The 22,175-nt window shown below is 60.8% G+C and carries 21 protein-coding genes; 10 read left to right on the plus strand and 11 right to left on the minus strand.

Annotated elements, in window-relative coordinates:
• Positions 1 to 3: 3 nt before the first annotated feature.
• Positions 4 to 1,674, minus strand: coding sequence for a sensor histidine kinase (locus AB4Y87_RS19155; protein WP_442005866.1), 1,671 nt, complete (start codon positions 1,672 to 1,674; stop codon positions 4 to 6).
• 100 nt (positions 1,675 to 1,774) lie between these two features.
• On the opposite strand from AB4Y87_RS19155, the gene AB4Y87_RS19160 reads away from it, so the two are divergent.
• Positions 1,775 to 2,518, plus strand: a complete 744-nt coding sequence (locus AB4Y87_RS19160; protein ID WP_442005867.1) for a response regulator transcription factor — start codon at positions 1,775 to 1,777, stop codon at positions 2,516 to 2,518.
• 90 nt (positions 2,519 to 2,608) lie between these two features.
• Here the strand turns inward: AB4Y87_RS19160 and AB4Y87_RS19165 are convergent, their stop codons facing one another.
• The 9 genes from AB4Y87_RS19165 to AB4Y87_RS19205 form a co-directional block, all read right to left on the minus strand.
• Complete coding sequence (locus AB4Y87_RS19165; protein WP_442005868.1) at positions 2,609 to 2,911, minus strand: DUF4193 domain-containing protein; 303 nt, start codon at positions 2,909 to 2,911, stop codon at positions 2,609 to 2,611.
• Between the two features lie 337 nt (positions 2,912 to 3,248).
• Positions 3,249 to 4,328, minus strand: a complete 1,080-nt coding sequence (locus AB4Y87_RS19170) for a LacI family DNA-binding transcriptional regulator (RefSeq protein WP_442005869.1) — start codon at positions 4,326 to 4,328, stop codon at positions 3,249 to 3,251.
• 38 nt (positions 4,329 to 4,366) lie between these two features.
• A complete protein-coding gene (locus tag AB4Y87_RS19175) occupies positions 4,367 to 5,275 on the minus strand; it encodes a carbohydrate ABC transporter permease (protein ID WP_442005870.1) in 909 nt (302 codons plus the stop codon).
• Positions 5,272 to 6,153: a carbohydrate ABC transporter permease gene (locus tag AB4Y87_RS19180; protein ID WP_442005871.1), complete on the minus strand. Its 882-nt coding sequence runs from the start codon at positions 6,151 to 6,153 to the stop codon at positions 5,272 to 5,274. Before AB4Y87_RS19180 ends, AB4Y87_RS19175 begins: the two co-directional genes overlap by 4 nt.
• Before the next feature lie 46 nt (positions 6,154 to 6,199).
• Entirely contained in the window at positions 6,200 to 7,534 is a 1,335-nt protein-coding gene (locus tag AB4Y87_RS19185; protein ID WP_442005872.1) for an ABC transporter substrate-binding protein, read from the minus strand.
• 39 nt (positions 7,535 to 7,573) lie between these two features.
• Positions 7,574 to 9,010 carry a GH32 C-terminal domain-containing protein gene (locus AB4Y87_RS19190; RefSeq protein WP_442005873.1) on the minus strand — a complete coding sequence of 479 codons (1,437 nt, stop codon included), beginning with the start codon at positions 9,008 to 9,010 and terminating at the stop codon, positions 7,574 to 7,576.
• A gap of 639 nt (positions 9,011 to 9,649) precedes the next feature.
• Positions 9,650 to 9,958: an RES family NAD+ phosphorylase gene (locus AB4Y87_RS19195; RefSeq protein ID WP_442005874.1), complete on the minus strand. Its 309-nt coding sequence runs from the start codon at positions 9,956 to 9,958 to the stop codon at positions 9,650 to 9,652.
• Positions 9,955 to 10,584, minus strand: coding sequence for a hypothetical protein (locus tag AB4Y87_RS19200; protein ID WP_442005875.1), 630 nt, complete (start codon positions 10,582 to 10,584; stop codon positions 9,955 to 9,957). The genes AB4Y87_RS19195 and AB4Y87_RS19200 overlap by 4 nt, the downstream gene beginning before the upstream one ends.
• 81 nt (positions 10,585 to 10,665) lie before the next feature.
• Positions 10,666 to 11,061: a nuclear transport factor 2 family protein gene (locus AB4Y87_RS19205; RefSeq protein ID WP_442005876.1), complete on the minus strand. Its 396-nt coding sequence runs from the start codon at positions 11,059 to 11,061 to the stop codon at positions 10,666 to 10,668.
• 328 nt (positions 11,062 to 11,389) lie between these two features.
• Between AB4Y87_RS19205 and AB4Y87_RS19210 the strand changes: the two genes are divergently transcribed.
• Positions 11,390 to 12,190 (plus strand): SDR family NAD(P)-dependent oxidoreductase, encoded by an 801-nt coding sequence (locus AB4Y87_RS19210; RefSeq protein WP_442005877.1) that lies wholly within the window; start codon positions 11,390 to 11,392, stop codon positions 12,188 to 12,190.
• 64 nt (positions 12,191 to 12,254) lie between these two features.
• Here AB4Y87_RS19210 and AB4Y87_RS19215 read toward each other — a convergent pair whose 3' ends face one another.
• Positions 12,255 to 13,007 (minus strand): helix-turn-helix domain-containing protein, encoded by a 753-nt coding sequence (locus tag AB4Y87_RS19215; protein WP_442005878.1) that lies wholly within the window; start codon positions 13,005 to 13,007, stop codon positions 12,255 to 12,257.
• Between the two features lie 407 nt (positions 13,008 to 13,414).
• Here AB4Y87_RS19215 and AB4Y87_RS19220 point away from each other — a divergent pair, with 407 nt between their 5' ends.
• The 8 genes from AB4Y87_RS19220 (at position 13,415) to AB4Y87_RS19255 (ending at position 22,083) form a co-directional block, all read left to right on the plus strand.
• A complete protein-coding gene (locus AB4Y87_RS19220; RefSeq protein WP_442005879.1) occupies positions 13,415 to 14,476 on the plus strand; it encodes a sugar ABC transporter substrate-binding protein in 1,062 nt (353 codons plus the stop codon).
• A 62-nt stretch (positions 14,477 to 14,538) separates the two neighbouring features.
• Entirely contained in the window at positions 14,539 to 16,068 is a 1,530-nt protein-coding gene (locus AB4Y87_RS19225) for a sugar ABC transporter ATP-binding protein (RefSeq protein WP_442005880.1), read from the plus strand.
• A 68-nt stretch (positions 16,069 to 16,136) separates the two neighbouring features.
• Positions 16,137 to 17,180 (plus strand): ABC transporter permease, encoded by a 1,044-nt coding sequence (locus AB4Y87_RS19230; protein ID WP_442005881.1) that lies wholly within the window; start codon positions 16,137 to 16,139, stop codon positions 17,178 to 17,180.
• Between the two features lie 38 nt (positions 17,181 to 17,218).
• Positions 17,219 to 17,947, plus strand: a complete 729-nt coding sequence (locus AB4Y87_RS19235) for an SDR family NAD(P)-dependent oxidoreductase (protein WP_442005882.1) — start codon at positions 17,219 to 17,221, stop codon at positions 17,945 to 17,947.
• Between the two features lie 44 nt (positions 17,948 to 17,991).
• Positions 17,992 to 18,939 carry a dioxygenase family protein gene (locus tag AB4Y87_RS19240; protein WP_442005883.1) on the plus strand — a complete coding sequence of 316 codons (948 nt, stop codon included), beginning with the start codon at positions 17,992 to 17,994 and terminating at the stop codon, positions 18,937 to 18,939.
• The gene (locus AB4Y87_RS19245) at positions 18,936 to 19,991 is read left to right on the plus strand and encodes a maleylacetate reductase (RefSeq protein ID WP_442005884.1); all 1,056 of its coding nucleotides are present in this window, start codon (positions 18,936 to 18,938) and stop codon (positions 19,989 to 19,991) included. The genes AB4Y87_RS19240 and AB4Y87_RS19245 overlap by 4 nt, the downstream gene beginning before the upstream one ends.
• A gap of 52 nt (positions 19,992 to 20,043) precedes the next feature.
• Positions 20,044 to 21,147: a zinc-dependent alcohol dehydrogenase gene (locus AB4Y87_RS19250; protein WP_442005885.1), complete on the plus strand. Its 1,104-nt coding sequence runs from the start codon at positions 20,044 to 20,046 to the stop codon at positions 21,145 to 21,147.
• Positions 21,148 to 21,159: 12 nt separating this feature from the next.
• On the plus strand, positions 21,160 to 22,083 hold the full coding sequence (locus tag AB4Y87_RS19255) for a sugar phosphate isomerase/epimerase family protein (protein WP_442005886.1): 924 nt from the start codon (positions 21,160 to 21,162) through the stop codon (positions 22,081 to 22,083).
• Positions 22,084 to 22,175 lie beyond the last annotated feature (92 nt).

Here is a 22,175-nt window from a genome sequence, read left to right on the forward strand (position 1 = left end):
CGCTCAGGCGGGCATCTTCACGAGGAAGGTCGTGCCCCGGCCGGGTTCGCTTTCCAGTGTGATGGTTCCGCCATGCGCTTCGACGATCGCTTTGCTGATGGGCAGTCCAAGCCCGACGCCGGGAATGGTGCTGTTGCGTACGCCGCCGGCCCGAAAGAACTTGGTGAACGCCTCGGACTGCTCTTCTTGGGTCATGCCCATGCCGGTATCGGACACACGGCAGAACACAAAATCCTGATCCTCCCACGCGGCTACTTCTACATCTGCGCCTTTGGGGGAGTACTTGATGGCGTTTGACACCAGGTTGTCCAGGACCTGGGCTATGCGTGAGGAGTCCACATGGGCTTCCAAAGAGTCAGGGACATCCATGGACAACCGGATGCCCGCCTTGGCAGCGCGGGGACCGGCAGAACTCACACTTCCCCGCACCAGCTCAGCCACGTCCACTGTGTGCGGTTGAATGATCATGTGGCCCGACCGCACTGCCAACAAATCGGACACCAGGGTAAGCAACCTTTCGGCGTTCCGCCGGACGATATCCAGCTGCCTGCGCGAGGAAGGATCGAGGGACCGGGGATCATCCAGCAGAAGCTCCACATAACCAAGGATGGACGTCAGCGGCGTTCGGAATTCGTGGGAGACGTTGGCCACGAAGTCGTCCTTGGCGGCCAGGGCATTGACCAGGTCCGTGACGTCGCTGAAGACGACGACCGAGCCGGCGAAGTTCCCGGCGTCGTCAACCATGGGGCGGGCACTTGTGGTGAACGCACGCTGCTCTGCTCCGGAACCAAGCCACACGAGCTGGTCTGTGAACCTTTCGCCCAGAACCGCGCGCCGGACTGGACGGCGGTCGACGGGCAACGGCGTGGTCCTGTCCTGGTCGAAGACGAGCAGCTGGGATTCGTTCGGATCGTCGTTGCCTGCAGGAGTTGCCAGGGAGTGCGTGTGTCTTTGGCGGCGGTTCATGAGGATGTCATGACCGTCGCCATCCACGGCCACCACACCCAGCGGCAGGGCTTCCATGACGGTGTTGAGCAGCCGTTCCTGTTTGGTTCTGATGTCCAGGGCTTTCTTTAGCTCCTCGTCCTTTTGCTCCAAGGCCCGCTGCTGGCGGACCATGCTTAGCGTCAGCACGCTCACGGACACGCCGATGCCAAGCATCAGGATGGGGAAGAGCAGGGGTTTAGTGAGGTCCCGCTCCGTTAGTGATCCGTTGACGAACAAGGGGGCCCACACGATGCAAAGCGGACCCAAGAATGACAAAGCAATGGCCAGTCTTGGGTACAAGCCGGATGCACAGAGCCAAATGACGGGCAGGACCACCAGGACGCTGAGTCCCGTGAGCGATTCCTGTCCTCCTTCCCTGCCGAAGGAAATCGAGACCATGTCCAGGATCGGTATCGCCAGGAAGCTGGGGAACGGGAGCCGGTGCCAGGGCACAATGACGCACACCGCCAACAGGAATGCCTGGCTCAGCAGGAAGAGGAGAAACAGTGGATTCTCGAGGGTGGCCGGGAAAAAGAGCCACACCAGAATCGCCGAAATGCAGACACAGACAGACAGCGGCAATTGGCTGAGAACCACCCTCATTCGCAGGGTGTGTTCGTGGAAAGAGCGCCGAAAAACCAGGAGTTTTTTCTTCTCCCCAAGATCCCAGGTGGTTGGGCGGGTCACGGCGCAACCACCGGGAATGCAGAAGAAAGTCGGTTCATGAGATCAGCCTAACCATAATGGTTATACTTCGAAGGGTTATCGAAGGGGCTGAGGGGCAGCGATGAGTGAAGTACGAGTGGGGCTGGTCATTGAAGATGACCAGGATATTCGCGAATTGGTGCGTGTGGTCCTTTCGCAAGCGGGGTTTGACGTCCATGTTGCATCCACTGGATCCGCAGGCGTTACATCAGCGCGGGAACTGAATCCAGACGTCATAACGCTGGACCTGGGCCTGCCCGACATCGATGGCTTCGAGGTGGCACGCCAGATCAGGAAATCCTCGGACGCCTACATCATCATGCTCACCGCCCGGGCGGAGGAACTGGACACCCTCATGGGCCTTGAGGCCGGCGGTGACGATTACCTGACCAAGCCGTTCCGTCCGCGCGAACTTCGCGCCCGCGTCGAGGCCATGATGCGAAGGCCCCGCGCGTCGTCGGAGTCCAAGGCAGCCGTGGAAGAAACTGACCCGGAAATGAGCCACAACGGCCTTGCCGTTTCGGCAGGTTCCCGGACGGCAGTCCTGAACGGCAAGGAACTGAGGCTGACACGCACCGAATTCGACCTCCTGCTTGCCCTCCTTGAGACCGGCAGGATCGTGCGGACCAAGGCAGATCTGGCGCGGCGACTCCGCAACGAACCCTACGACGTCGGCAGTTACGTCAGCGACGCCGACGAACGTGCCGTTGAGGTACATATGGGCAACTTGCGCAAGAAACTTGGCGACAGCATCCAGAACCCGCGCTGGCTCGAGACCGTGCGCGGCGTTGGGTACCGACTGGCGCCGCTGGCTCAGGGCAACTGAGCTGCGTCACTGGGGACGGCTGGGGTGCCAGCCGCCTGGGCGCGATTCTGCGATGCCGTTCGGTTCGTGGTGGTAACTACAGCAATGGGTTTAGCCTTCGCACTCAATGCAGTATGAGTGGCCGTTGGCTTCGCGTGCCAATTGGGACCGGTGCCGGACCAAGAAGCAGGAGTAACAGGTGAATTCGTCCTCGGCCTGGGGAATGACCTGAACGATGAGTTCCTCGGAGACAATTTCACCGCCGGGCGTCAAGCCCTCATCGAACGCATCGGCCTCGTCCAATTCAGTGACGACGCTGCGTGCATCAGGCGCGTTGGCAGACTTCAATGCCTCCAGCGAGCGGTCCTGGGATTCCTTAACGTCGGAACGGACTTCGTCGTAATCAGTTGCCACTTAGGTGATTCTCTTTTCTGGTTGCTCGATTCTGACGACACTGCAACGCGCACCGTGGCGACATTGTTCCCGGGATAAAAATTCGCCGCGTCTTGGCCGGATTCTCCCGCGCGGACCCAATTGCGCAACAACCTGCTGCGCAATTGCCGTGGGGGCGTGTCGCCGTTCTTTCGACAAGACAGACACTCGACAACATGACGAATGTGCGCCGGAGCCCTGATTTGAGCCTCGCGGGAGGAGGGAAGAACCTCCTCCCGCACCACCGTTTGTTCCCTCTTCCGGCAGACCGCCGGACGTGGTGGCTCAGAACCGCCCGTGTCCAGCCGGTGCTCGAAACCTATACGGGCGAGTGCGCAGCCACGGATGCGCGTTCAATGGTGGGGCACGCAATCTTCACTGCGGAGTCGTTGGGTGCTTCGTCCAAGCCCAGCAGCATGCGTACTCCTGCCGCCCCGAGTTCGTAGTGCGGCAGTGACACTGTGGACAGCGGCGGCCGAAGGTGGGCTGCGATGACTTCCTGGTTGTCGAATCCGACCACGGCAATGTCGTCAGGGATGGACAGCCCGTGTTCCCGCAGTCCGTCGTAGAGTCCCATGGCCATGCGGTCGTTGTAGCAGTACACGGCGGTGACGTTGCGTTTGAGCAGCTCTTCGGTGGCGCCGTATCCGCCTTCTTGGTCGGGGTAGGCTTCCATGACCAGGTCAGGGTCAAACCCAATGCTCGCGGCAGCCAACGCGTCTTTGTAGCCCTGGAGCCGTCCGTCTTTTGCCGGGGCGGGGATGGTGGCATTGATGAAGGCGATGCGTCGGTGGCCGGCGTTGAGCAGGATCTGCGTGGCGGAGTGCCCGCCTTGTGCTTCGTCGGGGACGACAGCGCAGGCTGCCCCGGGCTCTGTAGCGAAGCAGTTGACGAGGACGAAGTCCGCCTCACGCAGGGTTTCCGGGATGTCGGTCGGCCGGTGGAACCACGTCGAGTACAGGATGCCGCGTACCTTGTATTCCAGCATCATGGCGATCGCGTCCTTTTCCAGGTCGCGGTTGCCCTCGGTGTTGGCGATCAGCAGGGCGTACCCGTGTTTCCATGCTTCGTCCTGCGCCCCGTGGATGATCTGGCCGGCGAAGGGGGTTGTGGCGACGCCGTCTGCGACCAGCCCGATGAACCGTGAGGTGCCGCTGACCAGGGTCTTGGCCATTGCATTGGGGCGGTATCCAAGCTGCCGGATTGCGTCCTGGACGCGTTGACGCGTCTTATCTGCAATGCGGGCATTCTTCTTCTGGTTGATGACCAGGGAAACCGTGGCAGTCGACACGCCGGCCGCTTCAGCAACTTCGCGGAGGGTAACCGGATGCGCGCGGCCTATTTTGACAGGAACGTCGGGGGTGGCCGCGTTGCCCGAATTTTTCTTCTGCGAAATCATTTGCCCTCCATCGGGAGTATATCCGGCTGGCATGGGCATCACCCCTTCGTCGCCCCGCTCTCGAGGCCTTGGATCATCGCCTTGTTCAGCACGAGGAACACCAGCAGCAGGGGCGTGATCGTGACGCAGACCGCGGCAAAGGTGGCCGTCCAGTCGGTTTTTCCCATGGCTCCGATGTAGTTTTGCAGGCCCAGTGGGATCGTCTTGAGTCCCTCGGAGAGGACGAACGTGTTGGCGAAGATGAAATCGTTCCAGATGAAGATGCTGTTGACCAGAACGACTGTGACCACAGTATTCACGGAGAGGGGGAGGGTGATAAGCCCAAAGATCYGGTACGGGCCCGCGCCGTCCAGCGAGGCGGCCTCGTACGTCTCGCGAGGGATGTATTCAAAGAAGGAGGAGAAAAGGTAGATCGACATCGGAAGAGCGAATCCCGCCAGGGGAATGATCATCGACGGGTAGGTGTCGAGTAGGTTTACGTTCGAGTAGTCGATGAAAAGCGGTACCAGCGCGATCTGCACGGGCACGATGATGCCAATCAAAAACAAGCTGCGGACGAACTTGCTGAACCGAAAGCCGAGGACCTGCAGGGCATAGGCCGCCATCATGCCCAGAAGCACGATCAGCAGGTTGGCGCCCATCGTGACAATGAAACTGTTGACGATGTTCATCCCGAGATTGCCGGTCTCAAACGCGCGGGCGTAGTTATCGAATGTGATCGCCTTGGGCAGGGCAAACGGGTCGCCCGTCGCGAAGTCATTTTCGGTGCGCAGACTGGTGATGAAAAGCCATGCGAGCGGGTAGACCTGCACGATGACGATGAGCGCGATGAGGACCTTTGACAGGGTGCCGTGCAGGCTTCGTTTGCGCCTTCGCCACGTGGGCAGTGGTGGCCTGCCTTCTGATGTTGCAGGGGGCCTTGTGATCCGAGCTGCTTGCGCGGTCATGCGTCCGCCTTTCGTTTGAGCATGAGAAGGATGAGTCCGACGGCGACCAAGCACTCGACGACGATAAATACCGAGATGGTGCTGGCGTAGCCGAAGTCAGTGCTGGTGAAAGCTGTCTTGTACATGTAGGTGGTCAGCAGTTCCGAGGACTGTCCGGGGCCGCCGTTGGTCATCAGATAGGGGATGTCGAATCCGCGCAGGCCGTAAGTGGTCGCCATGATAGTGGTGGTGATCCAGACGGGCCGGATGTGCGGGAAGCGGATCTTGGTGAACAGTTGCCACCGTGATGCACCGTCGAGGCGGGCGGCTTCCTCAAGTTCCTGCGGAACGGATAGCAAGGCCGCGTAAATGATGAGCATGTACAGCCCCGTGAAGCGCCAGCCTTCCGGTACCGATACTGCCGTGAGGACGGTGTTCACGTCTGAGAGCCATGCGTGTTCGAGGGTGCCGAGGCCGATCCACTGCAGCACCTGGTTGAGCAGACCCACCGGGTCGATCGAGTAGATCCGCACGAAGAGGAATGCGATAGCCACGGTGGAGATCACGGCCGGCAGCAGGTAAAGAGTCTTAATTAGTTCGCGGCCGCGGCGCAGAGAGGTGAGTAGGGTGGCGACAAGCAGCGCACCGCCGAGCTGCAGGACCAGACAGATAAACAGGTAGCCGAGTGCATTGAAGAAGGAGCGCCAGAAGACGTCATCGCCGGTGAACATCCGTAGGTAGTTGGCGAGGCCGACGAACTCCATGTCGCTGATGCCGTTCCAGGAGAAGAAGCTGAGGAACAGGGACTGGAGGATGGGGAACAGTACGGCGGCGCCGTAGAGCAGCAGGGGTGGGAGCAGGAAAACCAGTACTGAGAGTCGGGACCTGTTGGGGAGCATGGTGGGGCCTTTCGGGTGGGGGGCCGAGGCCCCCCACCGTTATGTGTTATTTGAAGAACTTCGGTGCGTTCTGCGCGATGGTGCTGTCCATCGTGCTGGTGAACTGTTCCGGCGTGATGTCGCCCTGGACGAGGAGCACGAGTTCTTGCTTGAGCCGTGAGTCAGTTGTCGGGTCCAGCTGCGTATCCCACGGCATGGCCTGCTGGTCTCCCAGGTCGTTTGCTGTCTCGAGGGCCTTCTTGTACAGGGGAGTCGCATTGGCCGGGGTGGCGGTCTGCACGTTGGTCGTCGGTGAAAGAGCGCCGGTGGCCGCGTACTCGGAAGGGTATTTCGTCAGGGCAAACTTGAGGAAGTCACTGACGAGCGGGTCGTAGGTCTTGGCATTGACAGCCATGCCGATTCCGGACGGCGAGACGTATTCGTTGGCAGCGGTGACGGATCCTTCAGTTGTCGGGAGGGTGAGGAAATCAATATTGTCCCGAACTGCCGGGTTCAGCTTGTCAGTCGCCAGGCTTGGCAATTCCCACGTGCCGATGTTGTACATCGCTGCCTTCCCGGAGGTGAAAATGTTCTGGGCGTCGGAGTAGCCCTGCGAGGAGAAGCCATCCTGGAAGCACTTGTTTTTGCCCAGGGCAGCCAGCCAGTCAACGGCCTTCTTCCCGGCAGCGTCTGAGAACTTCGCGTTGCCCTTCTTCAGCTTCTGGAGGAAGTCGGGACCCGCTGTCCTGAACGGCTGGTAGGCCATGTAGCGTTCCAGGGGCCACTGGTCCTGCCCGTCGATGGCGATCGGGGTGATTCCGGCGTTGCGCAGTGCGGTGCACATCGCGGGGATGTCGTCCAGCGACTTCGGTACCGGGACGCCAGCCTGCTGCAGCAAGGCCTTGTTGTACCAAATGAACTCCAGTTCGAATTGGAACGGGATCATGTACAGCGATCCGTCATCGAATCGCTGGTAGTTCAGGGCGTTGGGTCGGTAGTTGTCATACACGCCCAGGTCTTTGAGCAGCTTTTCCGCGTCCACCATCTTGCCCTGCTTGGCGAGCTGTTGGGCGAAGGGTGTGGCATCCGTGTCGAAAAGCTCGGGAAGCTTGTTCGCGGCGGCGAGGGTCTCGAGTTTCTGGATATATGAGGGGCGGTCGGGGGTGGTGATGAGGTTCAGCGAGAAGCCCGGGTGGTCCTTGGCATAGTCGTCCGCGACCTTCTTCATGATGTTGATTACTGCCCCGTCCGCTGGGCGAGAGAGCAGCCATGAGATTTCCCTCGGTTTGATCTCGCCGGTGGGCCTCACATTGGCAGGGCCGCCGGCCCCTCCGCCGGCGCAGGCGGCCAGGGACAGCGCAGCTATGGCCGCGACCGCAGCCGTGCGAATCAGTTTCTTCATGGAACAATCTCCTTTGATTTGAGCCGAAAGTGGTGGTGTTTAGTTGTCTGTGCGTTTACGTATCTGAAGTTCGGTAAGAGCAGCGGAGCCCTCCCCGGTGAAGATGCCTATCCGCCCCGCGGGCAAGTCGTAGATCCGGGTGCTGAGGGCGACCTGCCGATCAACAACGGCAACGCACAGGTCCCCGTCGACGATGACTTCCAGCGTGTGTTCGCCGGGAGGCAGGTGGCAGGGGCGTTCCAATTCGATGTCGAACGGGATGTCCCCGGAGACATGCCACTGCGCGTCGCCGGTGATCTTCCTTGGCCACCGGTCGAAAACCATGCGCCCGCGCTTCGGTTCCAAGCGCAGGACGTAGGACTGATCCCCGTCCTGGCTTGACCGGAGCAACAGCCCGCATTCGGTGGTGTTGGGGTCAATGTCCAGTACTGCCTTGGCGTAAAACTGGCTGGGCAGTTCTTCTTCGGACACGATGGCGGTGTACCCGTCCGGTACGTCCAGTCGTGTGGGCAGTTCGGCTGGCAGGGTTACCGGGACGTCTTCCCAGAAGCTGTCTACGAGTTCGTCGGCGAAGGAGAATCCCAGTGTTCCGTCGGGGTTCTGGCGTGCTTCCAGGACGGACATTGTGCCGGCCCACTGCCAGGGACCGTCGTCGGTGTTGCCTTCCTTGCTTGCGATCCATCCAAAGAAGAAGCGGCGACCATCGCGCTCTGCGGACTTGGATGCGTAGAAGGCGCGGCCGTCGACGCTGTCAAGATTGGGTACGGTCCACGGGCCGTCGGGACTCTTGGCCATTCGGTAGCGGGTTGTGAACGATTCGGAAAACTCGGAGTACACCATGTACCACCAGTCGCCCCAGGAGAAGACGTCGGGGCACTCATGGGTGATGTAGCGGCGCGGGTCCCAGAATGGTTCGGTGTGCTGCCACGTCATGAGATCAGTGGACACGCACTGTGCGATGACGCCTCGGCGCCGTTCCGGTCCGGCGGAGTGGCGTGCCGCCAGCAGCATCCTCCACTGGCCTTTGCTTTCATCGCGAAACACGAAGGGATCCCGCCAGTCACCGGACTCGTAGCCGTCAGGGGCGCCGAAGGTGAGTTCCGGATGCTTTACCCAGCTCCGCATGTCATCCGTGCTCGTGGCGTGCATAACCAGCTGCAGGGGCGCGCCGTCGGGGCCGAGGTTCCGGGGGTTGTGGCCGGTATAGAAGAGGTGGTGGACGCCGGTGTCGTCGACGACGATGCTGCCTGTGTAGGCGTTGAAGTCCACGTCGGTTTCGCTGCCGTGATGCAGGGATACGCCGTGGTTCTCAAACTCCGTGAGGTCCTTGGTGGTGACCAGATTCCATGAAGTGCCGGGTTTCGGGTCCGTACGGTCTTCGTGAAGGTAGAAGAGCCAGAACTCGCCGTCCTTTTCGAAGGGGATGAGGTCCCCAACCCATCCGTTGGCGGGTTGGAAGAAGACTGAGCGTTTCATCTGCGCTGATGTCCATTCTGCTAAAGCGTTTGATCACTAGTAAGTTAGCGTTAATCCTTGGGGTGGTCAAGCGTTTTAGCAAAAGTTGTTTCGTGCCTTCTATGGTCTACTTTCGGGGCGGGGCATGGACCGACTCGACCTTTATGACTTGGCCAGCTGCTTTGTTGAGTCACAGTTGTTTTGGTTGCTGGCGATCTTGCTTGCTCGGCGGCCGATGGAGCCGGCAGTTCAGCACGAAACGCTCTGACCAGCCGGATCACCGAAACTCTCCGGGAAGTCGGACCGGGGTTCTCCTTCGTCGGCGGGGCCTCCTGCTACCTCGCGAGAACGTCGACTTTGAGGGGCGCACAGGTATTCACGAGCCAGCTGAAGCCGTCAGCCGCGGCGAAGGCAAGTCCGCTTCCCGGGACTACTTCAAGGTGGTCTTCCTGAAACCTGTCACCAAATAGCACGTTGGCTCTGGCACTGTTGTCGCGTCTAGACATCCAACCGAGCCGTCAAACCCTGCGGAGTGGGCTGCCTGTGCCCATTTGCGCGTCTGTGGGTAGTTATCCATCGGGGTGTCTGTAAGTTGGGTGGCTTCGATTCCGGGCGCACGAAGGCCCAGTCCGAAAAATTCTGCGATCCGAACCTGCCGCTTCAACTCCAGCCCCGCCAAGACACTGTTGGCGTAAATGCTGCGGGAAGCGTCGCCGGGGCGCCAACAGGGACATCGTGCAGCAGGGTCTCAGCCAAGGCAGCTTCCCGGGTTTCGGACAGGTACAGGGCCGGGACCATGGGGTCGCCGAAGAAGTGGAACCGGCCGGCGCCCTGGGGCCCGGGGTTGAACTGGTTGGGCCGGAACCGGTTGGAGTGAATACGGTGGAGGATGGTCCCAAGTGCCAAGACTCCGATGCGTGGCTCGAAGGGGTCGGGTGGCTCCGGGGTCGTGGGCCAGACGACCGTCACCAGATGGCCTCGAAGTGGGCCTCAGCCGCGGCGAGCAGTTGTTCCCGGTCGTTGAGATGGTCCACTGGCCGGCGCTGATCAGCGAATGCCGATGAAGGGGTTGCCATCCATAAGACCAGGTCTTCGTCCGGGACGTCGAGACCGCGGGTGAGCGCCACTAGCTCTGGAATGACAGGAAGGACGGTACCGCGCTGCAGATCGAATTGGAACTTCGGGTAGCGGATGGCCTGGCGGCGGGCATACCCGAGCAGCCTCCCGGCGGACCGCTGCGACGACGCGAAGTTCCGGTTGGTGGCCTTGGCGCCAAGGAAAGCTGCCGTCTCAGTGCTGCTCATCGACGGCAACTCGTTCTCGATCCGCCGCCACCAGTTCTCCTCCGCCTGCAGGCTGCGGACAAGTTCAGGAGAGGGCGTATCCGGATTGGACGCAATCGCGGCTCCCAAGGCGGAGATGCTGTTCGCTTCACTGAGAGCCCTTTTTAGGATCCATGCATCGACGCCGACAACCTCGGAGAATTCCTTCACGGTGGAGGGGGAGGATTTGGTGGCGAAAGAGCCGCCTGCAGCACGCCGACGAGCGGCTATCGCCTTCTTTTTCAGGATCACGTCCCGCCGTGAGGTCACCATTTCTCCTCCTGACAATGACGGTTGATACAGATGACTTTGTCATCTGTGAAAGACATCGCGTTCGTTCGTTTGCCCCTCGATCTACGCGGCGGCAGGCTTCCGGGGCGTCGGCTGGTAGGCCAGAAACTTCCAGGTTTCATCCTCCTTGACCCATACAGACAGGGCACTGTTGGCAAGGGTTTTATGGGTTCCGTTGACAGTGAGATCTGCGTTCATCTCGCCGAACACCAGTGCCGTGTCCCCGATAAGGAGGATGTCTTCAATGGGGTGGTCGATTCGGTGGTACTTGTAGAACCCTTTGCGAAGCTTTTCCAGGTAGCTGCCCAACGTGTCCCTGTCGCCGAGTGAATGGGTGTACACCAGCTGCTTGTGGCAGAGGTCTTCAAAGGCAGCGTAGTCACCATCGACTACGGCTTGGTAGCGTTTCGCCTCCAACGTTTCGATCTGGTTTTTCTCGGCTGCGGTGGCGTTATCCACGAAAGCGCTCTCCTTGCTTGAAGTGTTTGACCCCAGTCTGCTTCCAAGGTAATTGACGACAAGAAGAGTGTCAACTAATAGTTGACGAATCTCTCGCTCCAAGCAGCCAGGCCCCTGCCACGTCTTATCGCTCGGGCGCCGTTAGACGCCGGGTAGTGCGCAGTAATTAGGCACTTTTCGTAGTTTCTGAGCGTTCAAGCTTGGGTTCGCTTCGAACAACTATGTAACCTTTTACTTGACAGCTGTGTGTTGAATCACTTAACGTCGTCCTCGAATCCTTCGCCACCACAACCAGCGCTGCCGTAGTGCGGACCGAAAGGTAGATCTCATGGAATTGGAACTGACCGGCAAGAAGGCCATCGTGACAGGTGCCGCCCAGGGCATCGGGCGTGCGACCGCACTTTTGTTGACCGCAGAGGGGGCAACGGTGGCAGCGCTGGACATCGACAAATCGGCTCTGACCGAGCTTGAAGAACTGGCGGCGGACAATCCGGGCCGGATTGTCCCCGCCGTCGTGGACTTCACCAACGGCGAAGCCACCACCAACGCGGTCATTGAGGCCATTAGCCAGCTCGGCGGCCTTGACCTGTTGGTCAACAACGTCGGCTCCGGGGCGGTCCGGACTTTCGAGCAGATCTCAGACGAAGACTGGCAGCGGACGATGGAGTTGAACTTCATGAGCTACGTACGCACCATCCGGGCCGCCCTGCCTACGCTTCGTCAATCAACGGCGCCATGCATCGTCAACAATGCCTCCGATCTGGCCCGCCAGCCTGAAGCCCAGCCTGTTGACTACTCGGCAAGCAAGGCGGCAGTGCTGGCGCTGACGAAGTCTATTGCCCGCGCAGAGGGTCCGAAGATCCGCGTCAATGCGGTCGCTCCTGGGCCAATCTGGACACCGTTCTGGACCAAACCGGGCGGTTTCGCGGACACCTTTGCCACCCTTCACGGGATGGAACGCCAGGCGGCGGTCGAGCACGAAATGAAGCTGCGTCAGCTGCCACTGGAACGGCTGGGCACTCCGGAGGAAGTGGCACGCATCATCGCCCTGCTCTGCAGCCCGATTACCAGTTTCGTCACCGGATCCGTCTGGGGCGTGGACGGCGGCAGTATCCGCGGACTTATCTAGGTTCTCAGTCCGTCCTTGACGCCCGTCGGCAGGGCAACGGATGGACGGCACGAAGGGGTAGAAATCAGGAGTGTGAGTGGCCAATCGCCGCGGAATCGCCGTCGTCGGATCCGTGCCTCGCCCTGGCGAGGTCCAGAGGATGGGCGAAACCCTGACGGCCGACTACTGCCCAGATGGCGATGCAGTCTTCACCGGAGGTGTTACTGAGACGGTGCGGCACGTTCGAGTCGAAGTTCATGCTGTCTCCCGGCCCGAGAACATCGCCGTCAAAGGAGACCTGAACGTTCAGGTGGCCAGAAAGTATGTGGATGTACTCCCATCCAGGGTGGCGCATCAAGGCGTCCGCGGCACAGGACTCGCTCCCGGGTGCGTACGTCACCCGCAAAAACTCGACCAACGGATCCGCCCGTTCCGTAAGCCGCTCCCAGCGGACGCCTCCCATGTTGATCTCCGGACGGTCGCTGGCCCTTTGGATTCCTGGCAGGGAACCTGCCGGAGGGACGAACGCGGAAACACCGTTCAGTTTGTTCGCTGACGCTTTGGCGCTGGCGTCATTGGCCTGCTGGGCTGGCCCCGAGTGCTCACCGCTCATCAGCGAGTCCAGCGACAGTCCCAGTTCGGACACGATGGTGTACAGGGTTCCGATGGAAGGGACGGCACGGCCCAGTTCGACCTGCGACATAAAACTTGCGGAGATGCCGACCCGGCGGGCGAGCTCCCGGAGGGAGATTTTCGCCTTGGTCCGTGCGGCCCGGAGCTGACCGCCCAGTTGGGCGCGACCCTCTTCTGTAGCCGGTATTGTCTCTTGAATACTCATCGTGGGCCTTTCCGGCGATCCAACCCGGCATGCGAGCCAGTCGTTGATATGTCTGTCCACCAAGCGACCACTTAGCTGGCCACAATGTAAAGTCTGCGCTCACGCCAGTTTACCCTTCTCTTGCCCGCTCTGGCGATATTTGGCTGTTTATTTAGACTTCAGCCAGCACGACTGCGAGTTTGGACCTCCAGCTGTAAAGTCCAATGTGCTGTATTACTTGACAGTGTGGGGTGTGTCACTTTACATTTGAGGAGTGATGAAGCCGACGCTGGCCATTAATGGAGGATTTCCCAGTCGCCACCGCCGGCCAAAGTTTTCGACAAGCGCCCGGTACTCGAAGCCGAGGACGGACCGCCCCGGAACAAGAAGAGTTCCACCGTGTATATCTACCTTCTAATTAGGAGCAAATGATGGTGCAGGATCGCAAAGGCGCCTCCGCATTCAAACTGAGCCGTCGCCACATCGGTGTCGCCGTGCTCGCCAGCGCCACTGTCGCGCTTTCCGCCTGTGGCGGGGGTGCAGCACCTGGAGGTGCTGATGAGAAGCCCACCGTTGGTTTCTCAGCAGGTGTCCTCGACAACCCCTTCACTGCGGGTCTGGTTGACTCGGTCGTCACCGAGGCCAACTCAAACGGCCTGAACATGCTCCCGGCATCCAACGCTGAAGGCGACCCCGCCAAGCAGGTGACCGATATCAACACACTGATTTCCCAGAACGTCAAAGGCCTTGTGACCATCCCCCGGGACAGTGATGCCGTCGTTCCGGCTATCCAGGCCGCGAATGCCGCCAACATCCCGGTGGTGACAGTGGACACCGCAGCCAACGGCGGCAAGATCTACATGAACATCAGGGCTGACAATGTTGCCATGGGCACCAGTGTCTGTGAACAGATCGGCAAGCTCACCGGTGGCAAGGGCACGGTGCTGGAGCTGCACGGCGCGCTGTCAACGACGTCGGGATTCGACCGCGACAAGGGATTCAGCGACTGCATGTCGGCCCAGTTCCCCGGCATGCAGATCATCAAGAAAGACACCAACTGGGAATCCGCGAAGGCTGTAGAGAATGCTCAAACGGTTCTGAGCACGTCCAAGATCGACGCGGTCTTCCTAGCCAGTGACTCAGTGATGCTCTCCGGCGTACAGACCGTAATGGAAGGCCAGGGCAAGTGGGCTCCCGCCGGACAGCCTGGCCACGTTCCTCTGGTGACGATTGACGGATCCAAGGGATCCTTGGAAGCCATTCGTTCCGGCCACGTTGATGCCGTCGTTTCCCAGCCCGTGGACCTCTACGGCAAGTACGGAGTCCAGTACCTTAAGGACGCTATCGCCGGCAAGGAATACAAAGTCGGCCCGTCCGAACATGGCAGCGAGATCGTCGACTACAAGGGAAACCTGGCTGACATGCTTCCTTCCCCGGTTATCACCAAAGCCAACGTTGATGACCAAAACCTCTGGGGCAACAAGAAGTAGCTGCCCCCTCCTTCCCTCAGGCCGGACCTGGGTGAAGACTGAATTTGAGAAAGGGTGACATCGTGGTCACAGTTAACACGCAAAATGCCATCGAGATTCGTGGGCTCCAGAAGTCCTTCGGTTCCACTCAGGCGTTGACAGATGCCAACCTGATCGTCCGTTCAGGCGAATCCCGGGCCATGCTCGGTCGGAACGGGGCAGGAAAGTCCACTTTGATAGCGATGCTCACCGGCCTGGTGACGCCGGACTCCGGCACCATTCACATCCAGGGCGCCAACGGTGAAGTCACCGAAGGCCCCGGGTCTGATTCCATCGCCTGCGTCTATCAGAAAAGCACCCTGGTGCCGGAACTGACGGTGGCGGAAAACATCAGCCTTGGTGCCTACCCGCGAAAGCGCTGGGGGAGCGTGGACTGGTCCGCGATCCGCAGGACGGCCACTGACCAGCTCAAAGATTGGGGCTACGAGCGCATTGCCGACAAGGTGGTTGCTGACCTTGAACCGCTGGAAAAGAAGATCGTCGAAGTCTGCCGGGCGCTGTCTCGGGGACCACGGATCCTTCTTCTGGATGAACCCACTGCCGGACTCGATGAAGGGGCATCCCACGAACTCTTCGCCCAGATCAACAGCCTTCGCCAGCGCGGAGTCACGGTCATTTATGTGTCCCACCACCTTGAGGAAATCTTCAAGGTCTGCGACTCTGTCACGATCCTGCGCGATGGACGGGACGTCCTGACTGCCCAGACGTCGGACCTTACCGTTAGTCGAATCGTCAATGTTATGGCAGGGGTGAGTGAGGAAGAAGCTGCGGCCGCAAAGAAAGGTACCGTTGGCGCACATCGCCGCCAGGACCAATTGGGCGACACGCGCCTGACTGTTACCGGCGCCGCCGTCGGCTCCCGTGTCCTGGGAGCGAGCCTGACAATCCGCGTTGGGGAATGCGTCGGGCTGACAGGCCTCGATGGGGCAGGCCACGTCCAGCTCGCGCAGGCCATCGCCGGTCAGCTCGCGCTGGATAAGGGCACGGTGGAGCACAACGGCCACACCCTTGGTCAAGGCAACGTCATCAAGACCATCAACGCTGGCGTGGGTTTCGTCCCAGAAGACCGCCACGTCAACGGCTACGTCCCGGAGATGTCGGTAGAGGAGAACGCCACCCTGACCATCGTGGACCGGCTTCGCGGCCGCGGCGGCCTTATCAATTCAGGCCGACGCCGCGAGCGCTTCACAGCACTGTCCGGAGCCTGGGCCATCAAATGTGACGGACCCACGCAGGCCGTCGAAGAGCTCTCCGGAGGCAATCAGCAGAAGGTCGTGCTCGCACGGGCTCTGGCGTCCGACCCGGACACGCTGGTTCTCGTCCATCCCACTGCCGGTGTGGACGTAACGGCCAAGGAGTCCATCTACGAATCACTCCGGGCGCTGCGCGAAAGCGGAAGGTCCCTGCTGATCGTCTCCACGGACGACACGGACCTGGAAATCTGCGACAGGGTCATCGTCATGTACAGGGGCGAAATTCACGCCGAACTCGACGCCGGCTACGAAGAGTGGGAACTCGTAGGCGCCATCCAGGGGGCGGAGGCAGCGGCATGAAAATGAAAACTGCCGCCACGCCCCTTCAGCCCACACCCACAGAGCCAAAGAACCAAGGAGAAACTCCCATGTCCACGCATACCCCGACCGTTGCGGGTACGCCGACCAGCCGCCGGCCCGTCAATATCATCGGTCAAGCCCGCTCGTCAGGCTGGGCACGTGAACTGGCACTGCTGCCCGCCATTATCCTGGCGATGGTGGTCGGCGCGGTGCTGTCCCCGCAGTTCCTCACGGCGAACAACCTCCTGAACAACGTCCTCGTCACCTCTGCAGTCCTTGGGATCGTGGTGATCGCTGAAAGCATCATCCTGATCTCCGGATACTTCGATCTTTCCCTCGAATCCGTCGTGGGCCTGGCCCCGATGCTCGCCGTCTGGCTGGTCCTGCCCACCGCGGTCGGCGGCTCCGGTTTTGGATGGTCGCCCTGGGCCGCGATGGCGGTCATGTTTGTCCTCAGTATTGTCATCGGATTCACGAACGGGTTCCTTGTCGGCAAGCTCAAGCTCAACGCCTTCATGGTCACCCTCGCCATGCTCACACTCCTCCGGGGCCTGACCATGGGCCTGTCCGGCGGCAAGACCCTCTCGGGCCTGCCCCCTGAGTTCCTGGCCCTCGGCAACGCCAAGTGGTTCGGGATTTCCATCCAGATCTGGCTCTTCGTGATCTTCCTGGTCGCTGCCGCCATCTTCATGCGCAGCCACCCGGTCGGCCGCAAACTCTACGCAATGGGGGGAAACAACGCAGCGGCAGCGGCGGCAGGTATCAAGACGCTGCGCCTGACCATCGGAGTGTTCGTCGCCGGCTCGATCATCGCCGCATTCGCCGGTCTCATGCTCACCGGCCGCATCGCATCCGTGACCGCCAACCAGGGCGACGGCCTCATCTTCACTGTGTTCGCTGCGGCCGTCATCGGTGGCATCAGCCTTAACGGCGGCAAGGGATCGATGGTCGGTGCGCTAAGCGGCGTATTGCTGTTGGGCATCATCCAGAACATCCTGGTCCTGTCCCAGGTGCCCTCATTCTGGATCAAAGCCATCTACGGCCTCATCATTCTCAGCGCGCTGATCTTCAACTACTTCGCCGGTTCCCGGAGTACCCGCCGCGTCGTGTAACCAATCCGCCACCCCTTGAAAACAAGGAGCATCACACCGTGAGTTCACCATCCTTCGACGGGAAAGTCGCCATCGTCACCGGCGCGGCCAGTGGCATCGGCTATGCGACCGCTACGGCACTGACCGCACAGGGTGCGACCGTCTACGGAGCTGACATAGCCGCCGGCGACGCAGCTGACGGGACCATCCAGTGGCGGCGCCTCGACGTCGCCGAAGAAGACGGCTGGAAGGCACTCACGGAAGAAGTGCTCCAGGCCCACGGCCGGATCGACGTCCTGGTCAATAACGCAGGCCTGGTCGGATCGTACGAATCGATCACGGATATCGACATCCAGGACTGGCACCGGATCATCTCCATCAACCAGACCGGGGTCTTCCTGGGAATGCGCTTCGTCGCACCGGCCATGCTGGCGCAGGAATCCGGATCCATCGTGAACGTCTCGTCCATCTGGGGACTTGTCGGAGCAGCCGGCGTCGCCGCCTACCAGGCATCCAAGGGTGCCGTGACGATGATGACGAAGAACGCCTCCGCCACCTGGGCAGCGCAGGGGATCCGCGTGAACTCGGTCCACCCCGGGCTGATCACAACACCCTTGACGGAAAACCAGGATCAGGCCATTTCAGATGAGCTGATCGCCAAGACCCCTATGCACAGGGCCGGAAAGGCCAGCGAAGTCGCCGATGCGATCGTCTACCTCGCCTCCGACAAGGCCTCATACATCACCGGCGCGCAACTCGTTGTCGATGGCGGATTCACCAGCATCTGAGCCCCACTGACCAGCCGCCCCAGCTCCAAGGAAGGAACAGCACCATGAGCACGGACCTCGGCCCCGGAACACTGACTGCCGCAGTCATCGACAGTTTCCGCAGCACCCCGGATGACCGGCTTCGGACCATCCTGACCAGCCTCACCACCCACCTTCACAACTTCATCCGGGAAATCGAACCGACGATCGAAGAATGGGAAACCGCCATCAACTTCCTGACCGCCACAGGCCAGAAGTGCGACACCGTCCGCCAGGAGTTCATCCTCCTTTCCGACGTGCTGGGCGTGTCGATGATGGTGGAAACGATCAACGACGCCGAAACCCCGGACGCCACCGACTCCACCGTTCTGGGGCCGTTCCATATGGTCGAATCCCCGAAACGGGATCTGGGCGAGAACGCTTCGCCCGAGAGCGAAGGTGATATCTGCTTGGTACGGGGTCGCATCCTGTCCGTCACCGGTGAACCGGTCCCGCATGCCTCCATCGACATCTGGCAGGCAAACACCAAAGGCTTCTACGACGTTCAGCAACCCGGCATCCAAAGCATCGGCAACGGACGCGGTCTGTTCACATCCAACGCCGCCGGAGAGTTCTACTTCCGCAGCGTTATCCCCAGCTATTACCCGATACCAACCGACGGGCCTGTCGGTGACCTGCTGCACGCCACTGCGCGCCATCCGAACAGGCCGGCACACATCCACTTCATCGTCACCGCCCCCGGATTCCGGGAACTGACAACCCACATCTTTGTTGCCGGCAGCGACTACATCGACTCAGACGCCGTTTTCGCCGTAAAGAAGAGCCTGATCGCCGAATTCGCGCCCAACACCTCAGCGGACGACGCAGCCCGCTACGGGCTTGCCTCCCCGTTCATGGAGGCAGTGATCGACATCGTTATCCACCCCGACCTCGTCGACCCCGACATTATCCAGAACGCGGTGATGTCCCCGGCCACTGCTCGGATTATCGAAGCACAGGAGAACACCCAATGAAGGATTTTCAGTACCAGGCACTTCCAATGCGCGTCCGCTTTGGAGCAGGATCTCTTGCCTCCCTCAACGATGAGGTGGTCAAACTTGGCCTCAAGCGTGTTCTGGTCCTTGCCACCCCTTTCCAGACGGACCTCGCTGAAGAGGTTTCCGCACAGTTGGGAGATCTCAGCGCCGGCGTGCATGCGGAAGCTGAAATGCACGTGCCCATCGAATCTGCCCGTAGGGCGCGTGAGGTAGCCGCAGCGGCTCAGGCCGACGGGTACGTTGCTGTTGGCGGCGGATCGACAACGGGGCTGGGCAAGGCCATCGCACTCGAGTTCGGCCAGCCGATTATCGCCGTCCCCACCACTTACGCCGGCTCCGAGATGACGCCGGTGTGGGGGCTGACCGCCGACGGCGAAAAGAAGACCGGGCGCGATCCCAAAGTTCTGCCCACCAGTGTCATCTACGACCCGGAACTTACCGTCACCCTCCCGGTGGCCATGTCCATCACCAGCGGATTCAACGCCATCGCCCACGCCGTGGAGGCCCTCTACGCTCCCGACGGATCGCCGATTATCTCGCTGATGGCAGAGGAAGGCACCCGTGCACTGCTCGAAGCGATGCCGAAGATCGCCGAAAGCCCCTCCAGCATCGAAGCCCGCTCCGACGCCCTGTACGGTGCCTGGCTCTGCGGAGCTACTTTGGGTGCAACAACAATGTCCCTGCACCACAAGTTGTGCCACACTCTCGGCGGGACCTTCAACCTTCCCCACGCCGAAACCCACACAGTGGTGCTTCCCTATGCCCTGGCCTACAACGCCCAGCACGCCCCGCAGGCGATCGCGGCCCTGCAGCGCGCAACCGGTTCAGACAATCCCGCTGCGCACTTCAAGAAGTTGAGCGTAGCCCTCGGTGCGCCGTCGTCGCTGGCTGAACTGGGCCTTAAGGAGTCCGATATCGACAAGATTGTCGAAATCGCGACCAAGAACCCTTACGCCAACCCGAGGGAAGTTACGCCGGAGGGCATCCGGGAGCTCATCACTGCGGCTCTCCACGGCAGCGACGTCTAAGCCGACGAACCTCGTTACTACCCGCTGCCTGAACCTACAGAAGGAAGACATCATGTCTGAGACCGTCAAAGACGTGCGGCCAGCATCCGCAGTACCCCCTCTGGGCACTGTCCCAGCCGTTCTGGTCCGCAAAGACGCCAACGCCACCGTCACAGTCGAGCCAGGCACTACAGCCGTCACATCGCCCAAGCCCACCGAACTCCTTATCCGGCCCGCCTACGTAGGGGTGTGCGGAACCGATATCGAGATCCTGCACGGCAGCATGCCGGAATCCTTCAAGATCAACTATCCCCATGTCATGGGCCACGAATGGTCAGGTTTCGTCGTGGAAGCAGGTGCTGACGTTGAAGGGTTCCACCCAGGGGACCGGGTGCTCGGCCACGGACACCTGGGTGGAAATGACTGGTTTGGCGTCACTCACGACGGAGCAGCAGCAGAGCTCTTCACTGTCCCGGCAGACATGTGTTTCCACATCCCCGCCGAGGTGGACATGCTTACGGCCGCCGTCATCGAGCCGTTCGCCTGCGTACTGAACGGATTGACCAAAATCGGCGGAATCAGCGCTGCGGACACCGTCCACGTGCACGGACTCGGAGCCATCGGCCTCAACGCCGTCCTGCAGGCAGTCACCGCAGGCGCGGTCGTCGTCGTGTTCGACCCCAGTCCGCTTCGTCGCGACACTGCGATGAAACTGGGGGCAAAAGCTGCCGTGAATCCCCTGGAGAACCCGGACACCACTACTGCGGCATCAGAGGCCATCGGACGGCCATTCGCAGACGTGGTTATTGAGGCTTCCGGGAACTCGGCGGCTCAAGCGGCTGCGCTCGAGAGCGCTGACCACAATGGACGTGTCTTGCTGATGGGTGTCTCCACTCCGAAATTCGCTCCCGCGCGATTGGGCCTTGTCCAGGAACGGAACCTGACAATCGCCAGCTCCACCGGGGCGCCGGTGGCAATTTGGCCGGCAGCGATCCGTTTCGTTGCCAACTCGGGCCTGAACCTCGGTGAGATTGTCTCCACTGTGGTCCCCTTCTCCCGAGGGGACGAAGCCCTGCAGCGTGCACAGGATTCCAGCCATGAAACGAAGGTCATGCTCGCCCCTGACGACACAGCGCTCGACGGCGGGCCAAGCTCCCCAACCCCCAAAGCCAACTAACAAAGGACGAATGTGAACGACACGAGCATCATTCAAAACCGGGACCTGCTGGCCTCCTGCTGGACCTGGGCAGGAAACGCAGCGCCGCTGCGTGGCGACGAAACAAGTCCCATTGACGTGCGGACCCGGGTTGAGGCCGCCGCCAAAGCCGGTTGGAAAGGCCTTGGATTCATCCACGCCGACCTTCCACAGATCGAAGAAACCATTGGCCTTAAGGGACTCCGCCAGCTGATGGACGACAACGGCATCGTCCACGCCGAGATGGAATTCCTCGCCGATTGGTGGAAGAACGGCCCTGAACGGGAGGAATCCGATCGCTGGCGCAAGATCCTTTTCAACGCCGCGGAGATTCTCGGCGTCAAGACCATCAAGATCGGCGCGGAGCTTGCTCTCGAAGGTGAACCGGCGCCCGTCGATGAGATCGCATTCCACGAGGAATTCGACCGGCTCGCCACCCAAGCCGGCGAAGCAGGCACGCGGGTCGCCCTGGAACCGATGCCGATGAACAACCTTAAGACGATCGAAATCGGCGCGAAGTTCATCAACGAAGTCAACAACCCGCACGGCGGACTCACCGTCGACACCTGGCACACCAGCCGCGGCGGGACCCGTTATGAAGATCTGTCCTCCATCCTGCCGATGGACAAGGTCTTCATTGTCGAAATCGATGATGCCCGCAAGGACGTTGTCGGTTCGCTCTGGGAAGACACCATCAACGAGAGGCTCTACCCCGGCGAGGGAGACCTGGACACCGTCAGCTTCGTCAAGGCAATCTATGACGCCGGCTGGCGGGGTCACTGGGGTGTGGAAATACTCGCGGAATCACACCGGATCCTGCCCTTGGACCGGGCCCTGGCCCGCGCCCACGATTCGGCGGCGGCAACACTCGAGGCAGCGTCCCAGTTGATCGCCGCAGAGCAGTCCGAAAAGGTCTGAAGCGACTGAGCTTTCTGAATACTCCCGGCCCACGCGCTGCCCGCAAGAGGCAGCGCGTGGGTCAAACACGACAAGCACCCTAAGAAGAAGCG

Source organism: Paenarthrobacter sp. RAF54_2 (assembly GCF_052113945.1).
Taxonomy (GTDB): Bacteria; Actinomycetota; Actinomycetes; order Actinomycetales; family Micrococcaceae; genus Arthrobacter.

Bases quoted from the DNA above. Each gene is read 5' to 3' on its own strand.
- AB4Y87_RS19160 (WP_442005867.1), top strand. From the start codon at position 1,775: ATGAGTGAAGTACGAGTGGGGCTGGTCATTGAAGATGACCAGGATATT.
- AB4Y87_RS19245 (WP_442005884.1), top strand. From the start codon at position 18,936: ATGAAGGATTTTCAGTACCAGGCACTTCCAATGCGCGTCCGCTTTGGA.
- AB4Y87_RS19210 (WP_442005877.1), top strand. From the start codon at position 11,390: ATGGAATTGGAACTGACCGGCAAGAAGGCCATCGTGACAGGTGCCGCC.
- AB4Y87_RS19190 (WP_442005873.1), bottom strand. From the start codon at position 9,010: ATGAAACGCTCAGTCTTCTTCCAACCCGCCAACGGATGGGTTGGGGAC.
- AB4Y87_RS19240 (WP_442005883.1), top strand. From the start codon at position 17,992: ATGAGCACGGACCTCGGCCCCGGAACACTGACTGCCGCAGTCATCGAC.
- AB4Y87_RS19250 (WP_442005885.1), top strand. From the start codon at position 20,044: ATGTCTGAGACCGTCAAAGACGTGCGGCCAGCATCCGCAGTACCCCCT.
- AB4Y87_RS19185 (WP_442005872.1), bottom strand. From the start codon at position 7,534: ATGAAGAAACTGATTCGCACGGCTGCGGTCGCGGCCATAGCTGCGCTG.
- AB4Y87_RS19200 (WP_442005875.1), bottom strand. From the start codon at position 10,584: ATGGTGACCTCACGGCGGGACGTGATCCTGAAAAAGAAGGCGATAGCC.
- AB4Y87_RS19230 (WP_442005881.1), top strand. From the start codon at position 16,137: ATGTCCACGCATACCCCGACCGTTGCGGGTACGCCGACCAGCCGCCGG.
- AB4Y87_RS19220 (WP_442005879.1), top strand. From the start codon at position 13,415: ATGATGGTGCAGGATCGCAAAGGCGCCTCCGCATTCAAACTGAGCCGT.
- AB4Y87_RS19215 (WP_442005878.1), bottom strand. From the start codon at position 13,007: ATGAGTATTCAAGAGACAATACCGGCTACAGAAGAGGGTCGCGCCCAA.
- AB4Y87_RS19170 (WP_442005869.1), bottom strand. From the start codon at position 4,328: ATGATTTCGCAGAAGAAAAATTCGGGCAACGCGGCCACCCCCGACGTT.
- AB4Y87_RS19180 (WP_442005871.1), bottom strand. From the start codon at position 6,153: ATGCTCCCCAACAGGTCCCGACTCTCAGTACTGGTTTTCCTGCTCCCA.